Origin of the sequence: Streptomyces sp. NPDC001137 (assembly GCF_040298885.1) — a bacterium.
In the GTDB taxonomy this organism is placed as follows: domain Bacteria; phylum Actinomycetota; class Actinomycetes; order Streptomycetales; family Streptomycetaceae; genus Streptomyces.
Genome location: NZ_JBEPBA010000026.1, coordinates 123,817 through 148,607, shown reverse-complemented (window position 1 = coordinate 148,607; position 24,791 = coordinate 123,817). Strand labels below are relative to the sequence as shown.

23 protein-coding genes and 2 pseudogenes are annotated in these 24,791 nt (G+C 69.8%); 13 read left to right on the top strand and 12 right to left on the bottom strand.

Going from position 1 to position 24,791, the window contains the following annotated elements:
* Positions 1–61 precede the first annotated feature (61 nt).
* Together ABT254_RS37795 and ABT254_RS37790 are read left to right on the top strand one after the other, a co-directional pair.
* Positions 62–1,006, top strand: a complete 945-nt coding sequence (locus ABT254_RS37795; RefSeq protein ID WP_351480771.1) for a glucosyl-3-phosphoglycerate synthase — start codon at positions 62–64, stop codon at positions 1,004–1,006.
* Positions 1,007–1,101: 95 nt separating this feature from the next.
* Positions 1,102–2,493, top strand: a complete 1,392-nt coding sequence (locus ABT254_RS37790; RefSeq protein ID WP_351480768.1) for an alpha,alpha-trehalose-phosphate synthase (UDP-forming) — start codon at positions 1,102–1,104, stop codon at positions 2,491–2,493.
* 56 nt (positions 2,494–2,549) lie between these two features.
* Here the strand turns inward: ABT254_RS37790 and otsB are convergent, their stop codons facing one another.
* From otsB to ABT254_RS37775, 3 genes are read right to left on the bottom strand one after another with little or no spacing between them, the layout of a single operon-like run.
* Complete coding sequence (otsB, locus tag ABT254_RS37785; protein ID WP_351480766.1) at positions 2,550–3,431, bottom strand: trehalose-phosphatase; 882 nt, start codon at positions 3,429–3,431, stop codon at positions 2,550–2,552.
* 58 nt (positions 3,432–3,489) lie between these two features.
* A complete protein-coding gene (locus tag ABT254_RS37780; RefSeq protein ID WP_351480763.1) occupies positions 3,490–3,750 on the bottom strand; it encodes a DUF3263 domain-containing protein in 261 nt (86 codons plus the stop codon).
* Positions 3,751–3,809: 59 nt separating this feature from the next.
* The gene (locus ABT254_RS37775) at positions 3,810–5,120 is read right to left on the bottom strand and encodes an ABC transporter substrate-binding protein (RefSeq protein WP_450751676.1); all 1,311 of its coding nucleotides are present in this window, start codon (positions 5,118–5,120) and stop codon (positions 3,810–3,812) included.
* A gap of 71 nt (positions 5,121–5,191) precedes the next feature.
* Between ABT254_RS37775 and ABT254_RS37770 the strand changes: the two genes are divergently transcribed.
* The 3 genes from ABT254_RS37770 to ABT254_RS37760 all read left to right on the top strand — a co-directional run bounded on the left by ABT254_RS37770 (position 5,192) and on the right by ABT254_RS37760 (position 8,406).
* Complete coding sequence (locus tag ABT254_RS37770; protein ID WP_351480761.1) at positions 5,192–6,133, top strand: ROK family protein; 942 nt, start codon at positions 5,192–5,194, stop codon at positions 6,131–6,133.
* Positions 6,134–6,240: 107 nt separating this feature from the next.
* Entirely contained in the window at positions 6,241–7,374 is a 1,134-nt protein-coding gene (gene nagA, locus ABT254_RS37765; RefSeq protein WP_502972120.1) for an N-acetylglucosamine-6-phosphate deacetylase, read from the top strand.
* A 102-nt stretch (positions 7,375–7,476) separates the two neighbouring features.
* Complete coding sequence (locus ABT254_RS37760) at positions 7,477–8,406, top strand: 1-phosphofructokinase family hexose kinase (protein WP_351480755.1); 930 nt, start codon at positions 7,477–7,479, stop codon at positions 8,404–8,406.
* A gap of 682 nt (positions 8,407–9,088) precedes the next feature.
* Here the strand turns inward: ABT254_RS37760 and ABT254_RS37755 are convergent.
* Positions 9,089–9,250: pseudogene (locus tag ABT254_RS37755) on the bottom strand (IS5/IS1182 family transposase); the annotation flags it as partial.
* Between the two features lie 763 nt (positions 9,251–10,013).
* Between ABT254_RS37755 and ABT254_RS37750 the strand changes: the two are divergent.
* A complete protein-coding gene (locus ABT254_RS37750; protein ID WP_351480752.1) occupies positions 10,014–10,577 on the top strand; it encodes a transposase in 564 nt (187 codons plus the stop codon).
* Positions 10,578–10,580: 3 nt separating this feature from the next.
* A pseudogene (locus tag ABT254_RS37745) lies at positions 10,581–10,813 on the top strand (1-phosphofructokinase); the annotation flags it as partial.
* Positions 10,814–11,037: 224 nt separating this feature from the next.
* Here ABT254_RS37745 and ABT254_RS37740 read toward each other — a convergent pair.
* From ABT254_RS37740 to cdgB, 3 genes are all read right to left on the bottom strand, one after another.
* On the bottom strand, positions 11,038–11,241 hold the full coding sequence (locus tag ABT254_RS37740; protein WP_351480750.1) for a hypothetical protein: 204 nt from the start codon (positions 11,239–11,241) through the stop codon (positions 11,038–11,040).
* Between the two features lie 103 nt (positions 11,242–11,344).
* Positions 11,345–12,295 (bottom strand): carbohydrate-binding protein, encoded by a 951-nt coding sequence (locus ABT254_RS37735; RefSeq protein WP_351480747.1) that lies wholly within the window; start codon positions 12,293–12,295, stop codon positions 11,345–11,347.
* Between the two features lie 133 nt (positions 12,296–12,428).
* The gene (gene cdgB / locus ABT254_RS37730; protein WP_351480744.1) at positions 12,429–14,084 is read right to left on the bottom strand and encodes a diguanylate cyclase CdgB; all 1,656 of its coding nucleotides are present in this window, start codon (positions 14,082–14,084) and stop codon (positions 12,429–12,431) included.
* Positions 14,085–14,431: 347 nt separating this feature from the next.
* Here cdgB and ABT254_RS37725 point away from each other — a divergent pair, with 347 nt between their 5' ends.
* A complete protein-coding gene (locus tag ABT254_RS37725; protein WP_351480742.1) occupies positions 14,432–15,016 on the top strand; it encodes a flavin reductase family protein in 585 nt (194 codons plus the stop codon).
* Between the two features lie 213 nt (positions 15,017–15,229).
* Here the strand turns inward: ABT254_RS37725 and ABT254_RS37720 are convergent, their stop codons facing one another.
* Positions 15,230–16,114, bottom strand: coding sequence for a sigma-70 family RNA polymerase sigma factor (locus ABT254_RS37720; RefSeq protein WP_351480740.1), 885 nt, complete (start codon positions 16,112–16,114; stop codon positions 15,230–15,232).
* 144 nt (positions 16,115–16,258) lie between these two features.
* Positions 16,259–16,696 carry an alternative ribosome rescue aminoacyl-tRNA hydrolase ArfB gene (gene arfB / locus ABT254_RS37715; RefSeq protein ID WP_351480738.1) on the bottom strand — a complete coding sequence of 146 codons (438 nt, stop codon included), beginning with the start codon at positions 16,694–16,696 and terminating at the stop codon, positions 16,259–16,261.
* Positions 16,697–16,881: 185 nt separating this feature from the next.
* Between arfB and ABT254_RS37710 the strand changes: the two genes are divergently transcribed.
* Complete coding sequence (locus ABT254_RS37710) at positions 16,882–17,457, top strand: TerD family protein (protein WP_351480735.1); 576 nt, start codon at positions 16,882–16,884, stop codon at positions 17,455–17,457.
* 187 nt (positions 17,458–17,644) lie between these two features.
* Here the strand turns inward: ABT254_RS37710 and ABT254_RS37705 are convergent, their stop codons facing one another.
* The gene (locus ABT254_RS37705; RefSeq protein WP_351480733.1) at positions 17,645–18,109 is read right to left on the bottom strand and encodes a hypothetical protein; all 465 of its coding nucleotides are present in this window, start codon (positions 18,107–18,109) and stop codon (positions 17,645–17,647) included.
* Positions 18,110–18,190: 81 nt separating this feature from the next.
* On the opposite strand from ABT254_RS37705, the gene ABT254_RS37700 reads away from it, so the two are divergent.
* Positions 18,191–18,715, top strand: a complete 525-nt coding sequence (locus ABT254_RS37700) for a GNAT family N-acetyltransferase (protein WP_351480730.1) — start codon at positions 18,191–18,193, stop codon at positions 18,713–18,715.
* Between the two features lie 352 nt (positions 18,716–19,067).
* Positions 19,068–20,615, top strand: coding sequence for a M4 family metallopeptidase (locus tag ABT254_RS37695; protein ID WP_351480790.1), 1,548 nt, complete (start codon positions 19,068–19,070; stop codon positions 20,613–20,615).
* Between the two features lie 42 nt (positions 20,616–20,657).
* Here ABT254_RS37695 and ABT254_RS37690 read toward each other — a convergent pair whose 3' ends face one another.
* A complete protein-coding gene (locus ABT254_RS37690) occupies positions 20,658–22,049 on the bottom strand; it encodes a M1 family metallopeptidase (RefSeq protein WP_351480787.1) in 1,392 nt (463 codons plus the stop codon).
* An 82-nt stretch (positions 22,050–22,131) separates the two neighbouring features.
* On the opposite strand from ABT254_RS37690, the gene ABT254_RS37685 reads away from it, so the two are divergent.
* Positions 22,132–22,632 carry a hypothetical protein gene (locus ABT254_RS37685; protein ID WP_351480727.1) on the top strand — a complete coding sequence of 167 codons (501 nt, stop codon included), beginning with the start codon at positions 22,132–22,134 and terminating at the stop codon, positions 22,630–22,632.
* Between the two features lie 116 nt (positions 22,633–22,748).
* Here the strand turns inward: ABT254_RS37685 and ABT254_RS37680 are convergent, their stop codons facing one another.
* Entirely contained in the window at positions 22,749–23,444 is a 696-nt protein-coding gene (locus ABT254_RS37680; RefSeq protein ID WP_351480724.1) for a pentapeptide repeat-containing protein, read from the bottom strand.
* A gap of 128 nt (positions 23,445–23,572) precedes the next feature.
* Here ABT254_RS37680 and ABT254_RS37675 point away from each other — a divergent pair, with 128 nt between their 5' ends.
* Complete coding sequence (locus ABT254_RS37675; protein ID WP_351480721.1) at positions 23,573–24,754, top strand: FAD-dependent oxidoreductase; 1,182 nt, start codon at positions 23,573–23,575, stop codon at positions 24,752–24,754.
* Positions 24,755–24,791: the final 37 nt, after the last annotated feature.

Here is a 24,791-nt window from a genome sequence, read left to right as displayed (position 1 = left end):
ACCGCGAGATGGATCATCTGATGATCCGGTATCGCCGAGAGAACGCAGAGGAGCCGCCTACGTGCTGGAAGAAGTCGAGCGCTGGCTGACCACCCGCTCCTGGTCGCTGACCGATCGCCCGCTGCACAAGATCCTGGCCGCAAAGCAGCGCACGGGCCAGTCGGTCAGTGTCGTGCTGCCCGCGCTCAACGAGGAGGAGACGGTCGGCGACATCGTCGCGATCATCCGTCACGACCTCATGCAGCAGGTCCCGCTGGTCGACGAGATCGTCGTCGTCGACTCCGGATCCACCGACCGTACGTCCGAGGTCGCCGCGGCGGCCGGGGCCAGGGTCGTCCACCGCGACGACATCCTGCCCCGCATCCCGACCGTCCCCGGCAAGGGCGAGGTGCTGTGGCGCTCGCTCCTGGTCACGAGCGGGGACATCGTCTGCTTCATCGACGCCGACCTGAAGGAGTTCTCCTCCGACTTCGTCTCCGGGATCGTCGGCCCGCTGCTCACCGACCCGGGGGTCGACCTCGTCAAGGGCATGTACGACCGTCCGCTGGCCGGCGCGCAGGGCCAGGGCGGCCGGGTCACCGAGCTGATGGCGCGCCCCCTGCTGAACATGCACTGGCCGCAGCTGGCGGGCTTCGTGCAGCCGCTCGGCGGCGAGTACGCGGCCCGGCGCAGCCTGCTGGAACAGCTGCCGTTCCCCGTCGGGTACGGCGTCGAGCTGGGCATGCTGGTCGACGCCCTGCACCTGGTGGGCCTCGACGCACTCGCCCAGGTGGACGTCGGGGTGCGCAAGCACCGCCACCAGGACGGGCAGGCGCTGGGCCGGATGTCCGCCGCGATCTACCGCACGGCACAGCTGCGGCTGGCCCGCGGCCATCTCATCCGTCCCTCCCTCACCCAGTTCGAACGGGGCGAGGACGGCTTCGAGCCGCGCACCTACTCCGTGGACACGGAGGAGCGGCCGCCGATGGTGGAGATCGCGGAGTACGCGTCGCGCAAGGTCGCCTGAGGCTGCGCGTTACGCGGTGCGGGCGGTGTATACGGTCCACCCGCAGAGCCCAGCCGTACGTTTGAGCGTTTCCGGGCCGGGCTAGGTTGAGGCGTATGGCTTCCACGCACTCCGCTGGTCATCAGGTGCTGGTCGCGTCCAACCGCGGCCCGGTCTCGTACGAAGTGCAGGAGGACGGCTCGCTGGCCGCCAGGCGCGGTGGCGGCGGGCTGGTCTCCGGCCTGTCCGCGATCGGGCCCGACGCGGACGCCCTGTGGGTGTGTTCGGCGCTGTCCGACGGCGACCGCGAGGCGGTACGGCGCGGGGTCGGCGAGGACGGTGTGCGGATGCTGGACATCCCGGCCGGTGTGCACGCCGACGCGTACAACGGCATCGCGAACTCGGTGCTGTGGTTCGTGCACCACATGCTGTACCAGACCCCGCTCGAGCCGGTCTTCGACGCGGAGTTCCGGCGGCAGTGGGCCTCGTACGAGACCTACAACCGCGCCTTCGCCGAGGCGCTCGCCCAGGAGGCGGCCGAGGGCGCGGCGGTGCTGGTGCAGGACTATCACCTGTGTCTGGTGCCGGGGATGCTGCGGGAGTTGCGGCCGGACCTCAGGATCGGGCACTTCTCGCACACTCCGTGGGCGCCGGTGGACTACTTCCGGATGCTGCCGGACGACATCGCCGAGCAGCTGCTGCACGGCATGCTGGGCGCCGACCGGCTGGGCTTTCTGACCCGGCGCTGGGCGGACGCGTTCACCGCGTGCGCCTCGGCGGTGGTGGGCGGCCTCGGCGGCACCCGGATCGGCGTGCACGGCCTCGGCGCGGACGCGGACTTCCTGCGCAAGCGGTCGCACGAGGCCGATGTGGCCGAGCGGATGGCCGCGCTGAAGGAGGAGATCGGCGCCGGCCGCAAAACGGTGGTGCGGGTCGACCGCACCGAGCTGTCGAAGAACATCGTGCGCGGGCTGCTGGCGTACCGGCAGCTGCTGGAGGGCCGCCCCGAGTGGCGGGAGCGGGTCGTGCACGTCGCGTTCGCCTACCCCTCCCGGCAGGACCTCGCCGTGTACCGCGACTACACGGCCGAGGTGCAGCGGGTGGCCGAGGAGATCAACTCCCGCTTCGGGACGCCGGGTTGGACACCGGTCGTGCTGCACGTCAAGGACGACTTCGCGCGCTCGCTGGCCGCTTACCGGCTGGCCGACGTGGCCCTCGTCAACCCGATCCGGGACGGCATGAACCTGGTGGCGAAGGAGGTGCCGGTCGTCTCCGACGAGGGCTGCGCGCTGGTGCTGTCGCGGGAAGCGGGTGCCTACGCCGAGCTGGGCGAGGACGCGATCACGGTGAATCCGTACGACGTGATCGGGACGGCGGAGGCGCTGCACGCCGCGTTGAGCCTGCCGGCGGCTGAGCGGGCCGAGCGCAGCAAGCGGCTTGCTGCTGCGGCTACGGCGTTGCCGCCGGCGCAGTGGTTTCTTGAGCAGCTGGAGGCCTTGCGCGGCTGAGGCTGGGGGCTGCCGCCCCCAGACCCCCGCCTTTCGGCCCTTGAAGGGCCTTGTCCTCAAACGCCGGACGGGCTGACATGCCCCGCCAGGGCTCGCAGTAGGCGTACGACCCCCTCCGGGCCGTCCACCACCAGGTCCGCTCGTTCCCGTAGTTCCGTCACCTCGTCGCTGCCGCTGCAGACCAGGAGGCCGGGGGTGCCGTCGGAGCGGAGTTTGTCGACGGCGGCGAAGGCGGGGAGGTCGCCGAGGTCGTCGCCTGCGTAGAGGACCGCCGACGCGTCGATCTCGCGGACGTACTCCAGGAGGGCCACCCCCTTGTCCATGCCCGGGGGGCGCAGTTCGAGGACCATGCGGCCGGGTTCGACGATCAGGCCGTGGCGGGTGGCGAGGTCGGTGAGGGGGGCGCGCAGGGCCTCGAAGGCGGCTTGGGGGTCGGAGGCGCGGCGGGTGTGGACCGCGACGGCGCGGCCCTTCTCCTCGATCCAGGTGCCCTGCCAGGCGCCGATGCGGTCGAGGAAGCCGGGGAGTTCGGCGCGGACCGCGGCGACCCCGGGGTGGGGAGCGGGTGCGCTGACGTTGCCGCTGACCGCGTCCCAGCGCTCGGCGCCGTAGTGGCCGAGGACGACCAGGTGCTCCAGGCCGGGGACCCCGGCGAAGCCGCCGTGCCGCACGGCGACGCCGGCCGGGCGGCCGGTGACCACCGCGACGGAGGCGATCCTCGGTGCGAGTGCGGCGAGCACGGGCACCGCCTCCGGGTGGGCGCGGGCCTGCTCGGGGTCCGGCACGATCGGGGCGAGGGTGCCGTCGAAGTCCAGGCCCACCACCGCTTTCGCGGGGTTCGCGAGGATCGCGGCGAGTCCGTCCCGGCCCGCCTGCGTGGCGGGGGTCGGCAGGGGGTCCATGGAGTGCGTCGAGTCCGTGTCCGTATGGGTGCCCATACGGTGACCATAACCGCGCGGGGCAGGGCGCACCCATGGCTCAGGGGAGCGCCGGCCGTCAGCGCTCCGCTCGGCGGGTCTCCCGCACCCTGCGCAACCTGTTCACCGTCACCGGGTCGTGGGCCAAGGCCCGCTCGTCGTCCAGCAGGGCGTTGAGCAGCTGGTAGTAGCGGACGGGCGCCAGGCCCAGCTCCTCGCGTATGGCGCGCTCCTTGGCGCCGGGGCCCGGAAAGCCCCGGCGCTCGAGGGCGAGGACGGCCTGCTCGCGCTCGCCCAGCGGCTCGCGCGGCTCGCGGCCTGCCGACTGCTCCTGGTCCATGTCCTGAACCGTAACCCCCGCCACTGACAGCGACGCCGAGCTGATCCGAACGACAGGGCCTAATGCGAGTTCTCCGCCATGGACGCCGTCGACTCGAGCTGCGCGAGGGTGGCCGCGGGGTTGCCGCCGGGGGCCACCGCGCTGCCTATGTGCTTCTTGACGGCCACGGCGACCGAGGCCCAGGAGGTCTTGTCGACCGGGTAGAGCTCGGACAGCGGCAGCTGCTTCAGGAACGGCGCCAGGGCTGCGTCCTGCTTGCCCGTGCTCATGGCGTCGGAGGCGGAGGTGGTGACCGGCAGCAGGTCGTACTCGCGGGAGAAGGCGAGCACGTTCTTCTCGCTGTAGACGAAGTCGAGGAACTTGCCGACCTGCTCGGCGTGGCCGTTCTTCTTGAAGGCCATCATCCAGTCGGCCACGCCCATGGCGTTCTTGCTCTCGCCGTCCTTGCCGGGCATCGGCACCATGCCGAACTTCACGCCCTTCTTCGCGGCGATCTTCATCAGCGAGGGGTGCCCGTTGAGCATGCCGACCTCGCCCTTGGCGAAGGCCGCGAAGGCGGTGGCCCGGTTGAGGCTGCCGGGCGCGACGGGACCGGTCAGGCCCTTGTCGACCAGGTCGTCCTTGAGCCAGTTGAAGGTGTCGACGTTCTGCGCGGAGTCGAAGCCGTAGGTGCCGACGGTGTCGGTGTAACCGCCGCCGCCGCTCAGCAGCCACTGCATGGTCTCGGCCTGCGCCTCCTCCGGCCCGAGCGGAAGCGCGTAGGGGTACTTCACGCCGCGCGCCTTGAGCACCTTGGCGTCGGCGGCGAGCTCGTTCCAGGTCTTCGGCGGGGTGAGCCCGGCGTTCTTGAAGAGCGTCTTGTTGTAGAAGAGCAGTCGTGTGGAGGCGGCGAACGGCAGCCCGTACTGCACGCCCTTCACCTGCCCCGCGGTGGCCAGCTGCGAGGCGAAGTCGGCCTGCGTGCTGATGGAGAGCATGTCGTCGGCCGAGTAGAGCAGACCCTTGTCCGCGTAGTCGGCGTACGCGCCTATCTGCGCCATGTCGGGCGCCTTGCCCGCCTCGACCAGCTCCTTGACCTTGCGGTCCACGTCGTTCCAGGAGTACACGGTGACGTCGATCTTCACGCCGGAGTGCTTGCTCTCGTACTCCTCGACCAGCCGGTCCCAGTACTTCTGGGAGCTGTTGTCGGCGGAGTCGCCGTAGTCCGCGGCGACCAGTCTCAGAGTGACGTCCCCCGAGCCGCCGCCGGTCAGGCCGCAGCCGCCGAGGACCGCCGTCATGCCCAGTGCGGACACCGCCGCGATCGTTCCTGTCCTACCCCGCCGCTGCACTGCTGGTGACCCCAACCCTACTGTCTCGCTGTTCAACATGTGGACACGATAGGTCTACACCACGTAAGTGGACTAGACCTCTTGCGGGTCCTCGGGCCACACTGTCCCCCGTGAGACATGTCATCGCCCTGGATGTGGGCGGCACCGGGATGAAGGCCGCGCTGGTCGCGCAGGACGGCGCCCTCCTCCACCAGGCCCGCCGGGCGACCGGCCGCGAACGCGGGCCGGAAGCGGTCGTCGAGGGCATCCTCGACTTCGCCGCCGAGCTCAGTGCCCACGGCGCCGAGCACTTCGGCGAGCCCGCGTCCGCCGCCGGCGTCGCCGTCCCCGGCATCGTCGACGCCGACCGGGGCATCGCCTCCTACGCGGCCAACCTCGGCTGGCGCGACGTACCTCTGCGCGATCTGCTCGCGAAGCGGCTCGGCACCCCGGTCGCCCTCGGCCACGACGTACGCACCGGCGGTCTCGCGGAGGGCCGCATCGGCGCCGGACAGGGCGCCGACCGCTTCCTCTTCGTCCCCCTCGGCACCGGCATCGCGGGCGCGATCGGCATCGCGGGCCGGGTGGAGGCGGGCGCGCACGGCTTCGCGGGCGAGATCGGCCACATCGTCGTACGGCCCGGGGGCAGCCCCTGTCCCTGCGGCCAGCGGGGCTGCCTGGAGCGCTATGCCTCCGCGGCGGCGGTCAGCGAGGCCTGGGCGCAGGCCTGCGGGGACCCGGACGCGGACGCCGCCGACTGCGCGAAGGCCGTCGCGTCCGGCGACCCGAACGCCGTACGGGTCTGGCAGCACGCGGTCGACGCCCTGGCCGACGGCCTGGTCACCGCCCTCACCCTGCTGGACCCCCGCATCCTGATCATCGGTGGCGGCCTCGCGGAGGCGGGGGACACCTTGTTCACACCGCTGCGGGAGGCCGTCGGGCGGCGGGTCACGTTCCAGAAACTGCCGCAGATCGTTCCAGCGGCCCTGGGCGACACCGCCGGTTGCCTCGGCGCCGGGCTACTGGCCTGGGATCTCCTCACTACAACTGACGGCACGGAGGTAACGCGCTGATGGCAACTCCCCCAGGGGCGCGGGGCCCTGTTGAATTTGCGGCCACCGCCGCGTGGGCGCGATCAACCACGACGCACCCGCAGCCCGCGACGGCCGCCACCCCCCTGGTGCTCTCCGGCGCCAACGTGGTTCTCCCCACCGGAACGGTCGAATACAGCCAAGTGGTGGTCGACGGCACCCGAATCGCCGCCCAAGCCCCGCAGGGCACCGCCCAGGTAATCGACATGTCCGGCTGCACGCTGGTGCCGGGCTTCGTCGACCTCCACAACCACGGCGGCGGCGGAGCCTCATTCACCTCGGGCACCGTCGAGGACGTCCTCAAGGGCATCCACACCCACCGTCTGCACGGCACGACCACCCTGGTCGCCTCGACGGTCACGGACGACATGGATCTCCTCGCCCAGCGGGCGGGCCTGCTGAGCGAGCTCGCCGAGCAGGGCGACATCGCCGGCATCCACTTCGAGGGCCCGTTCATCTCCCCGTGCCGCAAGGGCGCCCACTCCGAGAAGCTGCTGCGCGACCCGGACCCGGCTCAGGTGCGCAAACTGATCGACGCGGCCCGCGGCCGGGCCAAGATGGTCACCCTCGCCACCGAACTCCCCGGCGGCCTCGACTCCGTACGCCTCCTGGCCGAACTCGGCGTCGTCGCGGCGATCGGCCACACCGACGCGACGTACGAGCAGACGGTGGCGGCGATCGACGCGGGCGCCACGGTCGCCACCCACCTCTTCAATGCGATGCCGCAGATCGGCCACCGGGCCCCCGGCCCGATCACCGCCCTCCTGGAGGACGAACGCGTCACCGTCGAGCTCATCAACGACGGCACACATCTGCATCCGGCCGCCCTCCAGCTGGCCTTCCATCACGCCGGCGCGGACCGGGTCGCCCTCATCACGGACGCGATGGACGCGGCCGGTTTCGGCGACGGACGCTATCTGCTCGGCCCCCTGGAGGTGGAGGTCACCGAGGGTGTGGCCCGCCTTGTCGAAGGCGGCTCGATCGCGGGGTCGACGCTCACGCTGGACCGGGCGTTCCAGCGGGCGGTGACGGTGGACGGGCTGCCCGTGGAGGACGTCGTCACCGCCATCTCGGCCAATCCGGCCAAGCTGCTGGGCCTGTACGACCGGATCGGCTCCCTGGAGCCCGGAAAGGACGCCGACCTGGTGGTTCTCGACCATCAATTCGCCCTCAAGGGCGTGATGCGCCGCGGAGAATGGGTGGTCGATCCCCAACTGGGGTGATGTGTCCGGCTGTTGGGGGCGGCGGTTGTCCTGCGAAACTGGGACGGCCGCCGTCCGTTTCGGCGGGCGCATCGCATTCGTCTTCGGGGGAGGTCGGCCGAGGTGATCCTCACGGTCACGCTGAACACCGCTCTCGACCTCACATACCGCATACCGGCGCTCAAGCCGCACGCCTCGCACCGGATCACCGAGGTGACCGAACGGCCGGGCGGCAAGGGCGTGAACGTGGCGCGGGTGCTCGCGGCCCTCGGCCACGAGGTGACGGTCACCGGCTTCACTGGCGGCGCCACGGGCCGCACGGTCCAGGACCTGCTGACCGCCACACCCGGCCTGGTGGACGCCCTCGTCCCGGTCGCGGGTCCGACAAGGCGCACGATCGCGCTGGTGGACGCTCGCACAGGCGACACCACGCAGCTCAACGAACCGGGCCCCACCATCACCCCCGCCGAGTGGTCCGCCTTCCAGGAGGCCTACGAGGACCTGCTCGCGCCGGCGTCCGCGGTGGCCCTGTGCGGCAGCCTGCCGCCGGGGGTTCCGGTGGGCGCGTACGCGGGCCTGATACGTCTCGCGAAGGCGGCCGGCGTCCCCGTACTCCTGGACACCAGCGGCGAGCCCCTGCGCCGCGGAGTCGCCGCCCGCCCGGACCTCGTCAAACCGAACACCGACGAACTGGCCGAACTCACCGGCTCCCACGACCCCCTGCGCGGCGCCCAGGACACCCGCCGCCGGGGCGCCCGCTCGGTCGTCGCCTCCCTCGGCACGGACGGCCTCCTGGCGGTCACTCCCGAGGGCCGCTGGCGCGCCACCCCGCCGGCCCGCCTCCACGGCAACCCGACGGGCGCGGGCGACTCGGCGGTCGCGGGCCTGCTGTCGGGCCTGGCGGAACAACTCCCGTGGCCGGAACGGCTGTCCCGGGCGGTCGCCCTGTCAGCGGCGACCGTACTGGCGCCGGTGGCGGGGGAGTTCGACCTGGGGGCGTACGAGGAGCTGGTGGGGCGGGTTGCGGTGACCCGCGACGTCAGCGTGGCGTAGCTCCTCACGGAGGAACGTTTCGGCCAATTATTAGGTGTCCGTTCACCAATAACCGACAACCAAGTAAGATCACCTCATCCATCAACCACCCATTTACCCATAAGTCCGAGTAGGGATTAAACTGCAGAAAAAGCTCGGCATGACAATTGCCGCAAGCGCAACTCTCCTCCTAACCATGATAATCACGAGTCCTGCTCACGCTGTCGACGTCGCCAACCGAGGATGCACAACTACGGGCGCTTCCGGGGGCGTGGCAATCAGCAATTGGTACGGCCCGGACGCCAAAGTCGGCCTGGAATTCAACCTGGTCGACATTAAGGGCGATAGACACTCCGTCGGGATCCGACTTCTGAGCAAGAACGTTAACGGAAAGACACGCAACTGGCCTTGGCACAAGAACCTGGATGGAGCGGGTACGACCAAAACCTGGACCTCTACAGCTTCTGACAGCAGCGGTCTCTTTGAGATCGGCGTGCAAGTCGCCACACTTGAGGGCAACACCATTGTAAACTCCTGCACGGCCTGGCACTAATAGGCCGGCAACAACCAAGAGCGGGGAGCACCGCCGTCGTGGGGAGGCGGCGGTACTTGTGTTCAGCCAATCAGTTCCCGGCACAGCCCTTCACTAGCCACAACTGATCGAACAACACGTCACCTGGTTTCCCTGCTCGCACGAGAATCTGATGATGTTCGCGCCCTTGTTGAGCTCGCGGTCGAAGGCCGGCGGTCTGCCGTCGGCCTTTCCGCGCCGCAGGCGGTTGGCCTTCTGGTCGACCCGTTCCGGGATGACCGCGCGGAGACCGCGGCTCCGCAGTTTCTGCCGGATCGCCCGCGCCGAATACGCCTAATACACATGTGCGTTGGTCGGTTGGGCCGGTCGGCAAGGGCCAGAGCGAGACGTCTGGGATATACGCAGCGCCAGGAGTGCTTCGACAAGACGGACGCGGTTCAGGCCCCTGCCATGCGGACTCCAGTCGTCGTACGGTGCCGTGATTCGAGCCGTTCCCAGAGCCACCTCCCAATCGGCCAGACCTTCGAGCTCTTCACGAGAGCGAGGACTCTGGGCAGGGCTGGGCCCACGGACGGCTGATGTGGTGGTGCGCCCGAGAGCGCTTCTATTAGGTCGCCGGGTGGTCCTTCCTGCCGCGGCTTGACGCCGACGTCCCATCCCGGTGGCGATCGAGACCTCCCGCGGACTCCTGGTCGCCTGCCTGCGGGGATCCGGACGCCAGGTCTATGCCATCAACCCGATGGCCGTCGCCCGATACCGTGACCGGCACGGATAGCGAGTTCCATCGCCCGCGCCGACCGACTCGGACCTGGTCAGGGCAATTGCCGTCCTCGCACGAGCTCAGCAGGACGCGGCCTGGGACCGCACACGCGCTCACAACCGGCTCCGGTCACACCTGCGTGAGCACTACCCCGCGATCCTTGAGGCGTTCGCAGCGAAGCGCGAGCGGCTGCTCTCCCCAGAGGCCCGCACCATCCTGTCGATCGCGTCCACTCCGGCTGAGGCCGCCCGACTGCCCCACGGGCGGCTGAGGACTGCCGGCACCAAAGCAGGACGCCAACGCCTCATCGAAACCGAGACCGACTGGCTGCTCGAGGTGTTCCGCCCGAGCCGGCTTCGCCAACCCGCCCTGGTCGAGAAAGCAATGGGCCGGCAGACACTCGCCCTCCTTGCCCAGCTCGACGCAGCCTGCCAGGCATGTGACGACCTCGCATCCGACACAGAAGAACTTTTCCTGCAGCATCCCGACGCCGAGATCATCACGAGCTTCCCCGGCCTGGCCACGCTCACTGGCGCACGGATTCTCGCCGAGATCGGCGACGACCGCGCCCGGTTCACCCACGCCGACAATCTGAAAGCCTTTGCCGGAAGCGCACCTGTGACCCGCCAGTCAGGCAAGGGCCGCCACGTCGCCCACCGGCGGATCAAGAACAGCCGACTGGCCGCGACCGGCCGGCAATGGGCATTCACCGCGCTGACCGCCTCCCCCGGAGCACACGGCCACTACAACCGCCGACGGGACACCGGCGACCACTTGTGTACCGCAGGGTGTCGGATCAGCCTGGGACAGGAGTGTGCAGAGGCGGTGCCGCTGCGCGAGGCCGTGCACGAGGTGCGGGCCCGCGCGCTGAATTCGCAGGCGGCTATGGCCAATGCATGACCGCGAGCCACCTCGCCCTCCCGCATCCACGACAACCCGACGGGCGCGAGCGACTCGGCGGTCGCGGGCCTGCTGTCGGGGCTGAAGGAACAACTCCCGTGGCCGGACAGCCTGTCCCAGGCGGTGGCGCTATCGGCGGCGACGTACTGGCGCCGGTGGCGGGAGAGTTCGCCCCTGGGGCGGACGAGGAGCCGGTGGGGCAGACGACAGTGCCGAGGGAAGTCGGCGCGGCTTGAAGCTAGCCAACTATGACTCATGGCCATCACCGCACGCCGACCCTTAGAACATATGATCTCCAGCGACCAAAGATCTACTTCTCGCTGGGGGAAAGTGTGCGCAAAGCATCAACCATCAAGCAACTCGCGACTCTCGGGGTCGCATCTCTGGGACTCGTCGTCTCCATGGGTTCCACGGCCTCAGCGGCGGAACCGGAACAGGCTGGCGTCTGGATGACGGACGGTCATTCCTTCAACATCCATACCAGCACGAGCACCTCATCGTCCACGATCGCACGGATCAGCAATCCTGACACCAGGGTTCCTTGCACCACGACACCGTGCACGAACCACACCGGGGGCTCATACAAGTGCTGGAACGGCGGCCCCTCTGACAACCACTGGGTCAAGGTGCGCTGGGCGGGCAGGACAGGCTGGGTTGCAATCATGTGCGTTCAGGGCGGACGTATCTAAAGGGCCCGCCACGATGGCCGTCGGAGCGTGTGACGTTCCAACGGCCATCGCCGCGTATTCAAGCCGTCACAAGCACACCTAGCTCTTGACGTGGCCCTTCTTCAGGTACAGCTGGTCCAGCAGGACGTTGCACTTGTCGCCGGCCTGGCAGGTCAAGGTAAGCGTGTTCGGGCCCTTCTTGAGGTCGGGCCACACGTAGCTCCTCGTCCAGCCCTTGACGAAGTCTCCGTCCGCGGCATGCGCGAAGTTACCCAGGTTGAACTTCTGGCCGAAGGGCTTGCCGTTGACGAGGAGCGTCATCGACTGGTCCTGACCAGGGACGCTGTAGGTCGCAAAGAGGGTGTAGGCGCCGTCCTCGGAGAGATTGTCGATCGTCCAGGTGACGGAAGAGCCGACATTGTTGAGGTTGCCCACGTAGACACCGCCGTCGGCCCCGGCGCCCTGGACGTCCGAAGCCTTCGCCGCCGTACCGCCCAGCTGAAGATCCTTCGCGTCGGACTTCGGCAGCTCCGCCGAAGCATTGCTGCTCGCCGACTGGCTCGGCTTCGAGCTCTGCGAGGTGGACGGCGTGCTGGAGGAACCGCCGCCCGCCTTGTCGTCCTTGGAGTTGCCGTTCATCATCGCCACGCCGATGCCGATCACCACCGCGGCGACCACCGCGATCGCGCCGATCAGCAGCCCCTTGGTGTTGGGGCCGCGGCGGCCACCGCCGCCGCTGTACGCCGGCTGCTGCGGGGCCGTGGGAGCGCCGCCGCCGGGAAGCGTCTCCGGCGCCGCGTAGTGGGCGCTCGGCTGGCCGTAGGCGCCCTGCTGCTGCGGGACCTGGCCGTAGGCGGCCGTCTGCTGGGCCTGGGCGGGCTGGCCGTACTGCCGCTGGCCGACGGCCCGCACCCGGTTGACGGAGCCCGGGTAGCCGTAGCCGCCGCCACCGGACGGCGGCTGCGCTCCGTTGGCCTGCCCGTCGGCGTAGAGGTAGCCGAACGGGTCGTCGTCCTCGGGCGTGCTGGCGCCGTTGTTGCCGGACGTCATCTCCGTGGTACTCCTCAGCGGTGCGGGTCGAACGCGATGCGTGGGGTCAGAATGGCGAGCCTACCCGCTCCAGCTGCCCCAAACGGGTGACTCGGATCGCATCCGTCCGCGGACCCGGCCCCTGACCTGGAGATCAGCCCGCGCGTCTGTGTTGTTTGGGACGAGATCGTTTCTCTACGTACATCCGCTCGTCGGCGGACTTCAACACTTCGTCCGCAGTCATGCCGCAGTGCGCCCACCCGATGCCGAAGCTGGCGCCCACGCGCACGGCCCGCCCCTCGGCCCGGATCGGCTGGATGATCTCGTTGCGCAGGCGTACGGCCAGGTCCTGGGCGTCGGCCCGGCCGAGCCCGTCCGCGAGGATCACGAACTCGTCGCCGCCGAGCCGCGCGACCGTGTCGCCGTCGCGCACGGCCCGCGACAGCCGCCGGGCGACCTCGATGAGAACCGCGTCACCCGCGTTGTGCCCGAACCGGTCGTTGATCGACTTGAAGCCGTCCAGGTCGCAGAAGAGGACCGCGAGCCCCTTGGTGCCGTCGTCGTGCTCGCTCTGGGGCGCGGCGGTGTGCACATGGTGGTCGTACCCGTCGTACACCTCGACGCCGCCCGGCCGGAAGTCGAAGCCGTGGCCGCCCGCGTCGTAGACGGGATGGCCGTACGCCGCGTCCAGGGACTCCAGGGCGCCGGGTTGGCCGGCGCGCTGACAGAGGCGGGAGGAGAGCCGGGAGCGCAGCTCGGCGGAGTTCGGCAGGCCGGTCAGCGAGTCGTGGGAGGCGCGGTGGGCGAGCTGGAGCTCACGCCGCTTGCGATCCTCTATGTCCTCGACGTGGGTGAGCAGGAAACGGGGCCCGTCGGCCGCGTCCGCGACGACGGAGTTGCGCAGCGACACCCACACGTACGTGCCGTCCCGGCGTCCCAGGCGGAGTTCCGCCCTGCCGCCCTCCGCCGACGTCCTCAGCAGGGTGCCGATGTCCTCGGGGTGGACGAGGTCGGAGAAGGCGTAGCGGCGCATCGCGGAGGCGGGGCGGCCGAGCAGGCGGCACAGCGCGTCGTTGGTGCGCAGGATCCGGCCGTGCTGGTCCCCGCCCATCTCGGCGATCGCCATGCCGGAGGGGGCGTACTCGAAGGCCTGCCTGAAGCTTTCCTCGCTCGCCCGCAGGGCCTGCTGCTCCCTTTCGAGTCTGACCAGTGCCCGCTGCATATTCGCACGTAGACGCGCGTTGCTGATCGCGATGGCGGCCTGGAACGCATACATCTGGAGCGCTTCGCGACCCCATGCGCCCGGCCGCCGGCCGTTGCGCGGCCGGTCCACGGACAGGACGCCGATCAGCTCACCGCAGCTGCCGCCGGGAGAGGGGGGCGTGTACATGGGCGCGAACAGCCGGTCCGAGGGGTGCCACTCGTCCTCGAAGCGGGGCGCCGGGCCGTCGGTGTACCACTGCGGGACGTCGTCGTCGTCGAGGACCCAGCCCTCGGTGTGCGATATGAAGACCAGGTCGCCCCAGTGCTCGCCCATGCTCAGACGGCGCTCCCAGGACTCGCGGGAGCCGACGCGGCCGGTGATGAGCGCCTCGGCCGCGGGGTTTCCGGCGAAGGCGGCGACGACGAGATCTCCGTCCGGACGTACGAGATTGACGCACGCCAGCTCGTACCCGAGACCGTTGACCACGCCGTCGGCGACGGTCTGCAGCGTGTCCGCCAGGCTTCGGGCCGTGTTCATGTCAGCCATGACCTGGTGCAGTTGTCGCAGGGTCGCAAGACGGACGTAGGGCTCCGACTCGGTCTCCATGCTCGCCCTCCCCCCGAGACCTCGCAGCGAATCAAGGGTTCTCATCGGCGTATCGTCATTGGCAGCTTCCCAGCCACTGAATCACAGCGCGCTGCCCACTCGGTACACAGGGTCAACAATTAGTGGCTCTTGTGACTCAAGTCACAGCTAAAGATGAACAATTGAGTGGTGTTTCTGTGTTTTCGCTGTGCGTTTACTGAACGCAAACTTTGTGGCTATGTGAAGGCGCGCCGCCCAAGGGTACGGCGAACTCATTGAACTCCGCTGAACTCCGCCGATGGTCCTAGGTCCGGTATCGGCCCGGGGCCCGATGCGGCCCGCGCAGGGCGGACACTAGCGTCTCGGGCGTGCCGAACACTCCCGCTGCCACGTTCCCGATCACTGCCCCGCCCGGCTCCGGGCATGCTGAGGGGGTGAGCAACGAGGAGTTCCGCGCCGCCATGTCCCGGCTGGCCGCGGGTGTGGTCCTGGTGACCGCGCAGGAGCCGCCGCTCGACCCGGACGACCCGACGGCACCGGGCGGCGAGGACGTCGGCATGACGGCCACGGCCTTCATGTCCGTCTCCCTCGACCCGCCCCTGGTCCTGGTCAGCCTGCGCGAGGGCTCCCGCATGGACGACCTGCTCGACGAGCAGCCCCTGTGGGCGGTCTCGGTCCTCTCGGAGAGCCAGCGCCACATCGCCGGCCGCTTCGCCATGAAGGGCCGCATCAGCGACCGACTGCTGTTCGAGGACATCCCGTACGTACGGGGAGAGGCGACCGGGGCTCCCCTGGTGGGCGGCGCCCTGGCGACCCTGGAGTGCCGCACGGAACAGCGGGTACGGGCGGGAGACCACACGCTGGTGATCGGACGGGTGCTGACGGCGGGGGTGCCGAGCGCGGACGGGGGGCCGCTGGCGTACTTCCGGGGCCGGTACCGGCAGCTGGGGTGAACTGCGGATCATCCACGCGCGCGTGGATGCACCCCTGGGTGCGAGCATGACGACAACCGGGGCACCGATTCCCCACCGACCCGAGGGGCGTGCTCTGGGGGCGCGAGTCCGTGTCTTTCCGCCTGTCGGACGGTCGAGGGGCATCGCACCCGGGGTCCGGTCAGGCATTTTCAGCCCGTCCGGCGTTTGAGGACGAGGCCGTTAGGGGCTGTCCTAGTCGACAAGGGTGACGTCCTGCTCGGCCACCCGCGCGGCGTCCAGCACGATGTCGATGACCGCGATCCGGTCCCGTACGAAGGTGAAGGCCAGCGTCCGGTCCAGCCGCCCGTCGATGAACACGGCGAGCCCCGTGACACCGTCGACCAGCGCGGGCCGCGACACGGCCCCGAAGTGCCGGAAGCTGGACGCACCCTTGGCGACCGCCGCCGCCCCCGTGGTCACACCGACATCGGTGCGCGCGACGACGTCCGGGTCGAGCAACTCCACCAGGGCGTCGAAGTCACCCTCCCGCGCGGCCGCCAGAAACGCGTCCACGACCTCCCGCTGCCGCACCCGGCCGGCATCGTGCGCCTGGGCGCCCTGCACCCGGCGCCGCGCCCGACTGGCCAACTGCCGCGCCGCCTCAGGGCTCCGCCCCACGATCTCCGCGACCTCCTCGTACGACACCGCGAACAGGTCGTGCAGCACGAACGCCAGCCGCTCAGCAGGCGTCAGCGTCTCGAGTACGACGAGCAGCGCGACGCCCACGGAGTCGGCGAGGAGTGCGTCCTGCTCCGGGTCGGCGGCGAAGGCATCCGCCACGCGTGCGATGGCCGTACCGCTCTCCAACGGCTCCTCCGCCCGCGATTTGCGAGAGCGCAGCATGTCCAGACAGACCCGCCCGACCACCGTCGTGAGCCAGCCCCCGAGGTTGTCCACCCGCCGGGTGTCACTGCGGCTCAGCCGAAACCACGCCTCCTGCACCGCGTCATCTGCCTCGGCGCCGGAACCGAGCATTCGGTAGGCAACGGCCCGCAGATGACTCCGGTGTGATTCGAATCGCCGGGCAAGAAATTCCTTCTCCGCCGGAAGGTCGTTCGGAACTTCGCTTTCGCTCATCGCCACCGCTCCCCGCTCACAGGTCCGTTGTCGGCTCTCACTCACATGACGTACGGGGAGGCGGGGATGTGACAGCGGGATGCGCCAAAGGGCAAAGAACAAGGGACGTTCTACGAATAGCCGGGGACCTTTCCGCCCCAGTCGTTACGACCAGTCCCGCCCGGACCGCCCCCGCTTCGTATCGGAGCGCTGCTTCTTCTCCCGCAACCGCCGCTCATTGATCCCGCGCGGAATACGGGTCGGCCGGCGCGGCTTGGGCGGCGGTGCGCTGGCCTCGGCGAGAAGGGAGGCGAGCCGTACGGCGGCGGTCTCGCGGTTGCGCCACTGGGACCGGTGCTCGGAGGCACGGACGACTACGACCCCGTCGACGAGCCGGCCGGCGAGCCGCTCCAACGCCCGCGCCTTCCACACCTCGGGCAGCGCCTCGGTCCTCGCCAGGTCGAAGCGCAGCTCCACCTGCGAGTCACTGGTGTTGACGTGCTGCCCGCCGGGCCCCGACGACCGCGAGAAACGCCACATGAGCTCGGCCTCGGGGAGCGAGACGGAGCCGCGGATGAGGTAGGGACCGGACATGCCGTCCATGGTTGCGCAGCTGACCGGCACACGTCACGCGAATATCGTTCACCCGAAGTTCGGTAAAGAAAGTAAAGACACATGGAACCTTCGGTGCCCCTCTTGGCGTTGGTAGGGGTAGCTGTAGCTTCATGCCCGTACGACCCGTACCGGCCGCACCGCCGTACGCAAAACGAGGGAAAGGACTCCCAACCATGGCTGTAAGCCTGTCCAAGGGTGGCAACGTCTCGCTCACCAAGGAGGCTCCGGGCCTGACCGCCGTCACCGTGGGCCTCGGCTGGGACGTCCGCACCACCACGGGCACGGACTTCGACCTCGACGCCTCCGCGATCGCGGTCAACGCTCAGGGCAAGGTCTTCTCGGACGCCCACTTCGTCTTCTTCAACAACAAGCAGACCCCGGACAACACCATCGTCCACACCGGTGACAACCGCACCGGCGAGGGCGAGGGCGACGACGAGGCGATCAACGTCAACCTGGCGGGCCTCCCGGCCGACATCGACAAGATCGTCTTCCCGGTCTCCATCTACGACGCGGAGAACCGCTCGCAGAACTTCGGCCAGGTCCGCAACGCCTACATCCGCATCATCAACCAGGCCGGCGGCGCCGAGATCGCCCGCTACGACCTCTCGGAGGACGCGGCCACGGAGACGGCCATGGTCTTCGGCGAGCTCTACCGCAACGGCGCGGAGTGGAAGTTCCGCGCGGTGGGCCAGGGCTACGCCTCGGGCCTGGTGGGCATTGCGCAGGACTTCGGCGTGAACGTCTGACGCACACCGCACACGCACAGCGGTCCCGGGGCCCTCGGTCGACACCGAGGGCCCCGGCCGCACCTGCGTCCAGAGATCCCCCATCGGGTCGGTCGGATACGTAGGGGATGTCATCCACCTCGATCGGCACGACCCGAGCAGCAACTACGCCGTTCGTGGTGACGCCGATGGTCTCCGGCCTGCCGCGCTACCAGCCCATCGGCCGGTAGTACCCCAACACCGCCGCCAACTGCGCAAACCACTCCCCCAGCTGCGACCTCGGCTTCGCCTGCACCACGCACTCGTAGAACTGGCCGCTCGGCAGCACCACCGCCACCATCAGCGCCTTGCCGTTCGGGCTCGCCTTGTAGTGGATGCTGCCGATCTCCTGCCAGGAGAACTCGATGGCCGCACCGTGATCCTCGAAGGCAACCCCCGCGATGTCGACCACGACCGAGTTGTGGACGTCGACGGCCATGAACTCCGGCCCTTCGGCAGGCGGTTGGGGCGGAGTCGGGACCGGGGCATACGCACCCGGATGCGGGGCGGCGTACTGCGGTGGCGGCGGACCGAAGCCCGCCGGAGCCGTGGCCGGTGGGTGCGGCGGTGGGGGCGGTGGCTGCTGGCCGTACTGGGGCTGATGGCCGTACGGCGGCTGCGGCGGTGTCGTCATCGTCTTCCGTCCCCGGAATCGTGGTGTGGCTACCGGGAAATCTTCCCAAAGGTCAGCGCATGCTGCGGATACTGTCGCCCCATGCTCCTCGAACAGCTCACCCCGAAAGACGGCGCCCTCCCCGCCGAGCTGCTCACCGAGCTCACGGCCCTCTACGCCTCCAACCGCGAGTTCCACGCCCTCAGCGGCGACTTCCCGGACCCGGACGACATCCGGCCTGAGCAGGTGGCGACCGCGCTGGCGGACGAGTTCGTGAACCCGGACGTCGACGTCCTGCTCGCCCGCAGCGAAGGACGCCTGGTCGGAATCGCCATCACCCTCGCCCATCACCCCGACCAGGCCGACCCGGATCCGTGGATCGGGCTGCTGATGGTGGACGCGGACGTGCACGGTCGCGGCTACGGGCGCCGACTCGCCACTCTCGTCGAGGAACGTTTCCGAGCGAGCGGCCGGGACGCCGTACGCCTCGCCGTACTCGACAACAACCCCAAGGCCCTCACCTTCTGGACCACTCTCGGCTACGAGGTGATCGACCACCGCCTCGACCGCCAACTCGGCCGTCCCTGCGCGGTACTGCGGAAGGACCTTCACGCCCCGCCCGCATGAGCCGCAACCCGCCTGGCCGATCTCGAGCGGCAGGTGTGACGATCTGGCGCTCAACTGCGCTTGTCGAATGTGTAGTTGACCGGACCCCACCTGTCCGTATAGCGGATCTCCAGTAACGGCTTTCGGATACAAACACGTAAAGTCTTGACGGCGGTCTGTCAAACAGACCGGCTCGGATGACACCCTCTCCTCGCTCGCCGCAACTCTGTGCCCCACCTGTGCCATCTCTGTGCCTCAACCATGAGGCCGGCCCGAAGGAGACCGAGTGAGACAGCAGTTCCGTGCCGCCCGCACCACCCGCACCTCCCGCAAGACCGCACTCCGCACCGCCGCCCTGATCGGCTCGGCGGCGATGGTCGTGCTCGCCCTGCAGAACGGTGCCGCCACCGCGGCCCCCACCCATGACAGCGGCGCCACTGCCCTTCCCCTCAGCGCCTCGGCCCGCGCCGTCGCCATCAAGTCCGCCCAGGAGGCGGCCGGTTCGACCGCCCGGGAACTCGGGCTCGGCGCCCAGGAGAAGCTCGTCGTCCAGGACGTCGTCAAGGACGCCGACGGCACCGTCCACACCCGCTACCAGCGCACCTACGCCGGTCTGCCCGTCCTCGGCGGCGACCTGGTCACCCACGTGGCCAGGAGCGGCGCGCTGAAGGGTGTCTCGAAGGCGACCAAGGCGCGGATATCCGTGGCGTCGACGGACGCCTCCCTATCGGCCGCCGCCGCGAAGAAGTCCGCCCTCGCCGGGACCAGGGCCTCGACCGCCACCGCCCGCAAGGTCGTCTGGGCGGCCGGCGCCAAGCCCGTCCTCGCCTACGAGTCCGTCGTCAAGGGCGTGCAGCACGACGGCACCCCGAGCGAGCTGCACGTCATCACGGACGCCACCACGGGCAAGAAGATCTACGAGTACCAGGCCGTCGACACCGGCACGGGCACCAGCGAGTACAGCGGCACGGTCACCCTCGGCACCACGGCCTCCGCCTCCGGCGGCTACGACCTGATCGACGGCGGCCGCGGCGGCCACAAGACGTACGACCTGAACGGCGGCACGTCCGGCACCGGCACCCTCTTCCACGACGCGGACGACACCTGGGGCGACGGCACCCCGGCCAACCGCCAGACCGCCGGCGTCGACGCGGCGTACGGCGCCGCCGTCACCTGGGACTTCTACAAGTCGGCCTTCAACCGCAACGGCATCGCGGGCGACGGCAAGGCCGCCTACTCCCGGGTCCACTACGGCAACGCGTACGTCAACGCCTTCTGGAACGACAGCTGCTTCTGCATGACGTACGGCGACGGCTCGGGCAACACCCACCCACTGACCTCGCTCGACGTGGCCGGGCACGAGATGAGCCACGGGCTGACCGCGGCCACGGCCGGCCTCAAGTACAGCCGGGAGTCCGGCGGGCTCAACGAGGCCACCTCCGACATCTTCGGCACCTCGGTGGAGTTCTTCGCCAACAACTCCTCCGACCCGGGTGACTACCTCATCGGCGAGAAGATCGACATCAACGGCGACGGCAGCCCGCTGCGCTACATGGACAAGCCCAGCAAGGACGGCAGCTCGGCCGACTACTGGTCGCGCAACGTCGGCCGCCTCGACGTCCACAACTCGTCGGGCGTCGCGAACCACTTCTTCTACCTGCTGAGCGAGGGCAGCGGCGCGAAGACCATCAACGGGGTCTCCTACAACTCCCCGACATACGACGGCTCGACGGTCACCGGCATCGGCCGCGCCAAGGCCGACCAGATCTGGTACAAGGCCCTGACCACGTACTTCACCTCCTCGACCACCTACGCGGGCGCCCGCACCGCCACCCTCCAGGCGGCGAGCGACCTGTACGGCGCGGGCAGCGCGGAGTACAACGCGGTGGCCGCGGCCTGGAAGGCCGTCAACGTCAACTGACGTCCGCACACCGGGGCTTGATCTGCCGGACCGCCCGTTCCGTTACGGGTGGTCCGGCTTTCCCTCCCCGTACAGCCAGTCCTTCCAGATCTCCTTGAAGTCCTTGTCGGGTGCCTTCTTCTCTACGTACGCGGTGAAGTCGTCGGTGTCCGCGTTCCCGTGGCGGTGGGCGGCGGCCCAGCCCTGGATGATGTCGTAGAAGGTGTCGTCGCCGACGGTCTGCCGGATCTTGTGCAGGACCATCGCGCCGCGCTCGTAGACGAGGGGGTCGGAGATGTGCGCCGCACTGCTCGGCTTCGCCGGCGAGTAGGCCCAGATGTCCTTGTCGCCGTCCTTGTAGCGGGATTCGAAGGTCTGCTGGCAGGTGTCGCCGTCGTGGTCCTCGTCCCACAGCCACTCCGCGTACGTCGCGAAGCCCTCGTTGAGCCACATGTCCCGCCAGCTCTTCGGTGTGACGGAGTCGCCGTACCACTGGTGGGCGAGTTCGTGGACGAGGGTCCCGGTGTCGGGGGCGCCGGGGAAGACGGGACGGTTCTGGGTCTCCAGGGCGTACCCGGCGTCGTCCGGGCGGTCGACGATCGCTCCGGTGGAGGCGAAGGGGTACGGCCCGAAGTTGTACTCCTCCCAGTCGATGATCTCGGGGAGCTGCGCGAGCACCTTCCGGCTCGCCTTCGCCTGCGTCGGGTCGACGGCGACGTACACGGGCAGGTGCTTGCTGCCGATGGTGGACCGGCTGATGTCGTAGTGGCCGATGGCGAGGGTGGCGAGGTAGGTCGCCATCGGTTCGGCGGTGTGCCAGGTGTACGTCGTACGGCCCCCGCTGCTCGTCTGGCCCGTCAGCTCTCCGTTGGACACCGCCTGCAGGCCCTTCGGCACGGTGACGGCGAGGTCGTACGACGCCTTGTCGGAGGGGTGGTCGTTGCCCGGGAACCACGCCATGGAGCCGGTGGGTTCGCCGAGCGCGAGCGCGCCGTCGGCGGTGCGCAGCCAGCCCTCCTCGGACTCGTCGGGGTCGGTGATGGTCACCGGGCTGCCGGAGTAGCGGACGGTGACGCGGAAGGTCTCCTCGTCGCGGAGGTCGTCGTGCGGGCGGACGGTGAGCTCCTGCCCGGTGTGGTTCCAGCGGGCGCGTCTGCCCTCCACGGTGACCTCGTCGACGTGCAGCCCCTTGAGGTCGAGGTCGAAGGCGGAGAGGTCCTGGGTGGCGCGGGCGGTGATGGTCGCGGTGCCGGTGAGGCGGTGCCCGTCGGCGGGGTCGTAGGCGAGCTTCAGGTCGTAGTGGCCGACGTCGTATCCGCCGTTGCCCGCCTTCGGGAAGTACGGGTCACGCAGGCCGGAGCCGCCCGGTGTGCCGTGGACACCGCCGCACGCGGTCAGGGCCGGGGCCAGGAGAACGGCGAGGGCGCAGAGGACTGCGGGGGCTCGGCGGACCATGGGTGCGCGGCGGGCCGCGGGGACAAAGGGTACGGGTCTGGGCACGCCGATGATCCTATGGCGGCGTGACACCATCTCGTACGTGCTCGACATCGGCTATGCCCTCTCCAACCGTTTCCCGGACCCTCCGCAGACGGACTACCGCCGCGCGGACGTCCACGCCCTGCGGCACGACCTGTTCTGCGGTGACGTTTATCTCGCCGACACCAAGGCGGACCGGGAGCTGTCCACAGCCTGGGGATGGGTGCCGGTGCTGGACTTCGCGTGGGCGCTGTGCGACATCGTGGAGCGGATCGACCGCGACCCGGCGGGCTCCCGCGCGTCCCGGCCCCAGCGCGCGGAGCTCGACTTCACCGAGTCGACCGACCGCATGCTCTTTGAGCGGCGCTTCGGGTGGGTGGATGTGGAGGCCGACTGGATGCCGGCGGAGGATCCGCCGCTCTCCTTTTCCCACAGTGAGCTGCGGCGGGAGGCGCGGGACTTTCTGCACGATCTGATTGCCGACCTGGTCGACCTTCATGAGGACCTTGGGGAGAACCCGGCGATCTGGACGTTGCAGGCGCGGTTTCCCCGGTTGCCGTGAGCCGGCGTGACCGTCCTGGGGGCTGCCGCCCCCCAGACCCCCGCTTCGGCCTGAACGGCCTCGTCCTCAAACGCCGGACGGGCTGAAAGGACCGCCCCGGCACCGAGAAGTCCCCCTCACCCCTCCACCCGAATCCCCATCTCCGCAGCCAGCACCGGCGCCAGATCCATCAGTTGCCCCGGACTGATCACCGCCCCCGACAGCCGGTCCACCCCCCGCGCGATGCCGAGTTCGGCCGCCGCTCTCAGGTCCACGTCCTTCAGGGTCGCCGCGGTGAGGTCCGCCTCCTTCAGGACGCAGTCCACGAACTCCACGCGCTCGAGCCGGGCGCCCCCGAAGTCCGGCTCCACCAGTACGCAGCTCTCGAAGACGACGTCCTTGAGCCGGGCCGCGCGCAGGTTCAGGTAGTCGATCTTGCCGCCGCGGATCACCACCCGCTCCAGGACCGCCCCGTGCAGCTGCACCCCGCCGAGGCGGGCGTCGACCAGCTCGACGTCGCGCAGGGTGGCTTCCGCGAGGTTCGTACCGACCCCGCGCGGCCCCGTCAGGACCGAGTCCAGGATGCGGGCGTGCTGCAGCCCCGTCTCGTCCAGCGCGCACCCCGTCAGTGCGCAGTCCATGAAGCGGGCGCCGCCGCCGTCCTGCCCGGCGAGGTCCACTTCCCGGAACTCCAGCCCGTCGTAGTCCCCGTCCGGCTCCAACTCCCCGCCCCCGAACGGCTCCAGCGCGGGCAGCCGCACCTCCGGCCGCCGCGCCGCCTTCACCGCCGTACCGCTGGAACCGCCCATCCCGCCCGCCTCTCTCCTCGCCATGCCCCCATGGTGCACTCCGCCACTGACAACGACCCTGACCAGGCAGAACGCCATCCATGTCACATTCCGGGGGCCCAATTCGTCGTATGCACGGAAAGGCGGACCCGAAACGAGGGAGACCCGGACCCATGCACCGCATCACCGTCATCGGCGGCGGATTCGCCGGACTGACCGCGGCCGTCACCGCTGCCGAGGCCGGCGCCAAGGTGACCGTCTTCGAAGCCCACCACACCCTCGGCGGGCGAGCCCGGACCGCCGAGGGCCCGTACCGTACGAACGACGGACCGCACGCCCTCTACAGCGGCGGCCCGCACTGGACCTGGCTCAGGCAGCGGAACCTGATCGGACCGCTCGCCCCGATCCCGCCCCTGGAGGCGGCCCGGCTCCGGCTCCGCCACCAGGGCGGCCTGCGCCGCACGCCCCCCTTCGCGATGCTCAAGCTGCTGCGCCCCGGCCTCCAACAGGCGCCGGTCGACGTCGACTTCATGACCTGGGCCACCGGCATCGCGGGCGAGGAGGCGGCCCGCGCCGCCGCCCACTACTCCGCCGTAGCCCTCTTCCATCACGACCCCGGCGCCCTGTCGGCCGCGTTCGTGCAGGAGCGGCTGCGCCGTGCCACCAAGCTGCCGCCCGAGGCGCACTATCCGCGCGGCGGCTGGGCGACCGTCATCGACCGGATGGCCGCCCGGGCATGGAACCTGGGGGTGCGGATGGAGACCCTGTCCCGCGTCGACTCCCTCGACGCCCTTCCTGCGGCCGGCGGCCCGGTCGTCGTCGCCACCTCCCTCGACGCCGCCCGCCGGCTGCTGAAGGACGACTCCCTGACCTGGACGAGCGGTCGCACGACGCTCGTCGATCTCGCCGTGCGGACCCGGCGCGGGGACGCCTTCGCCGTGTGCGACCTCGACTCCCCGGGGTGGCTGGAGAGGTTCACGGCGCAGGACCGCTCGCTCGCCCCGGCCGGCGAGCAGCTCATCCAGGGCCAGCTCCCCATCGCCCCGCACGAGACGAGGGCCGACGGTGTCGCCCGTGCCGAGGAACTCCTCGACCTGGCCTTCGAGGGATGGCGCGAACGCGTCACCTGGCGGCGCGAGGCCGTCGCGAACGGCCGTACCGGCGCCGTCGACCTACCGGGCACCAGCTGGCGCGACCGCCCGGCCATCGACCGCGGTGACGGCGTGTACCTGGCGGGCGACCAGGTCGCGGCTCCCGGCGTGCTCTCGGAGGTCTCCTTCAACAGCGCCCTCTCCGCGGTGTCACTGGCGCTCGGCCGCCGGTCCGCCGGCCCCCTTGACCTCAAGCACGCTTGAGGTTGAAGGCTGGGTTCCCTGACAAGCAACCGATGGG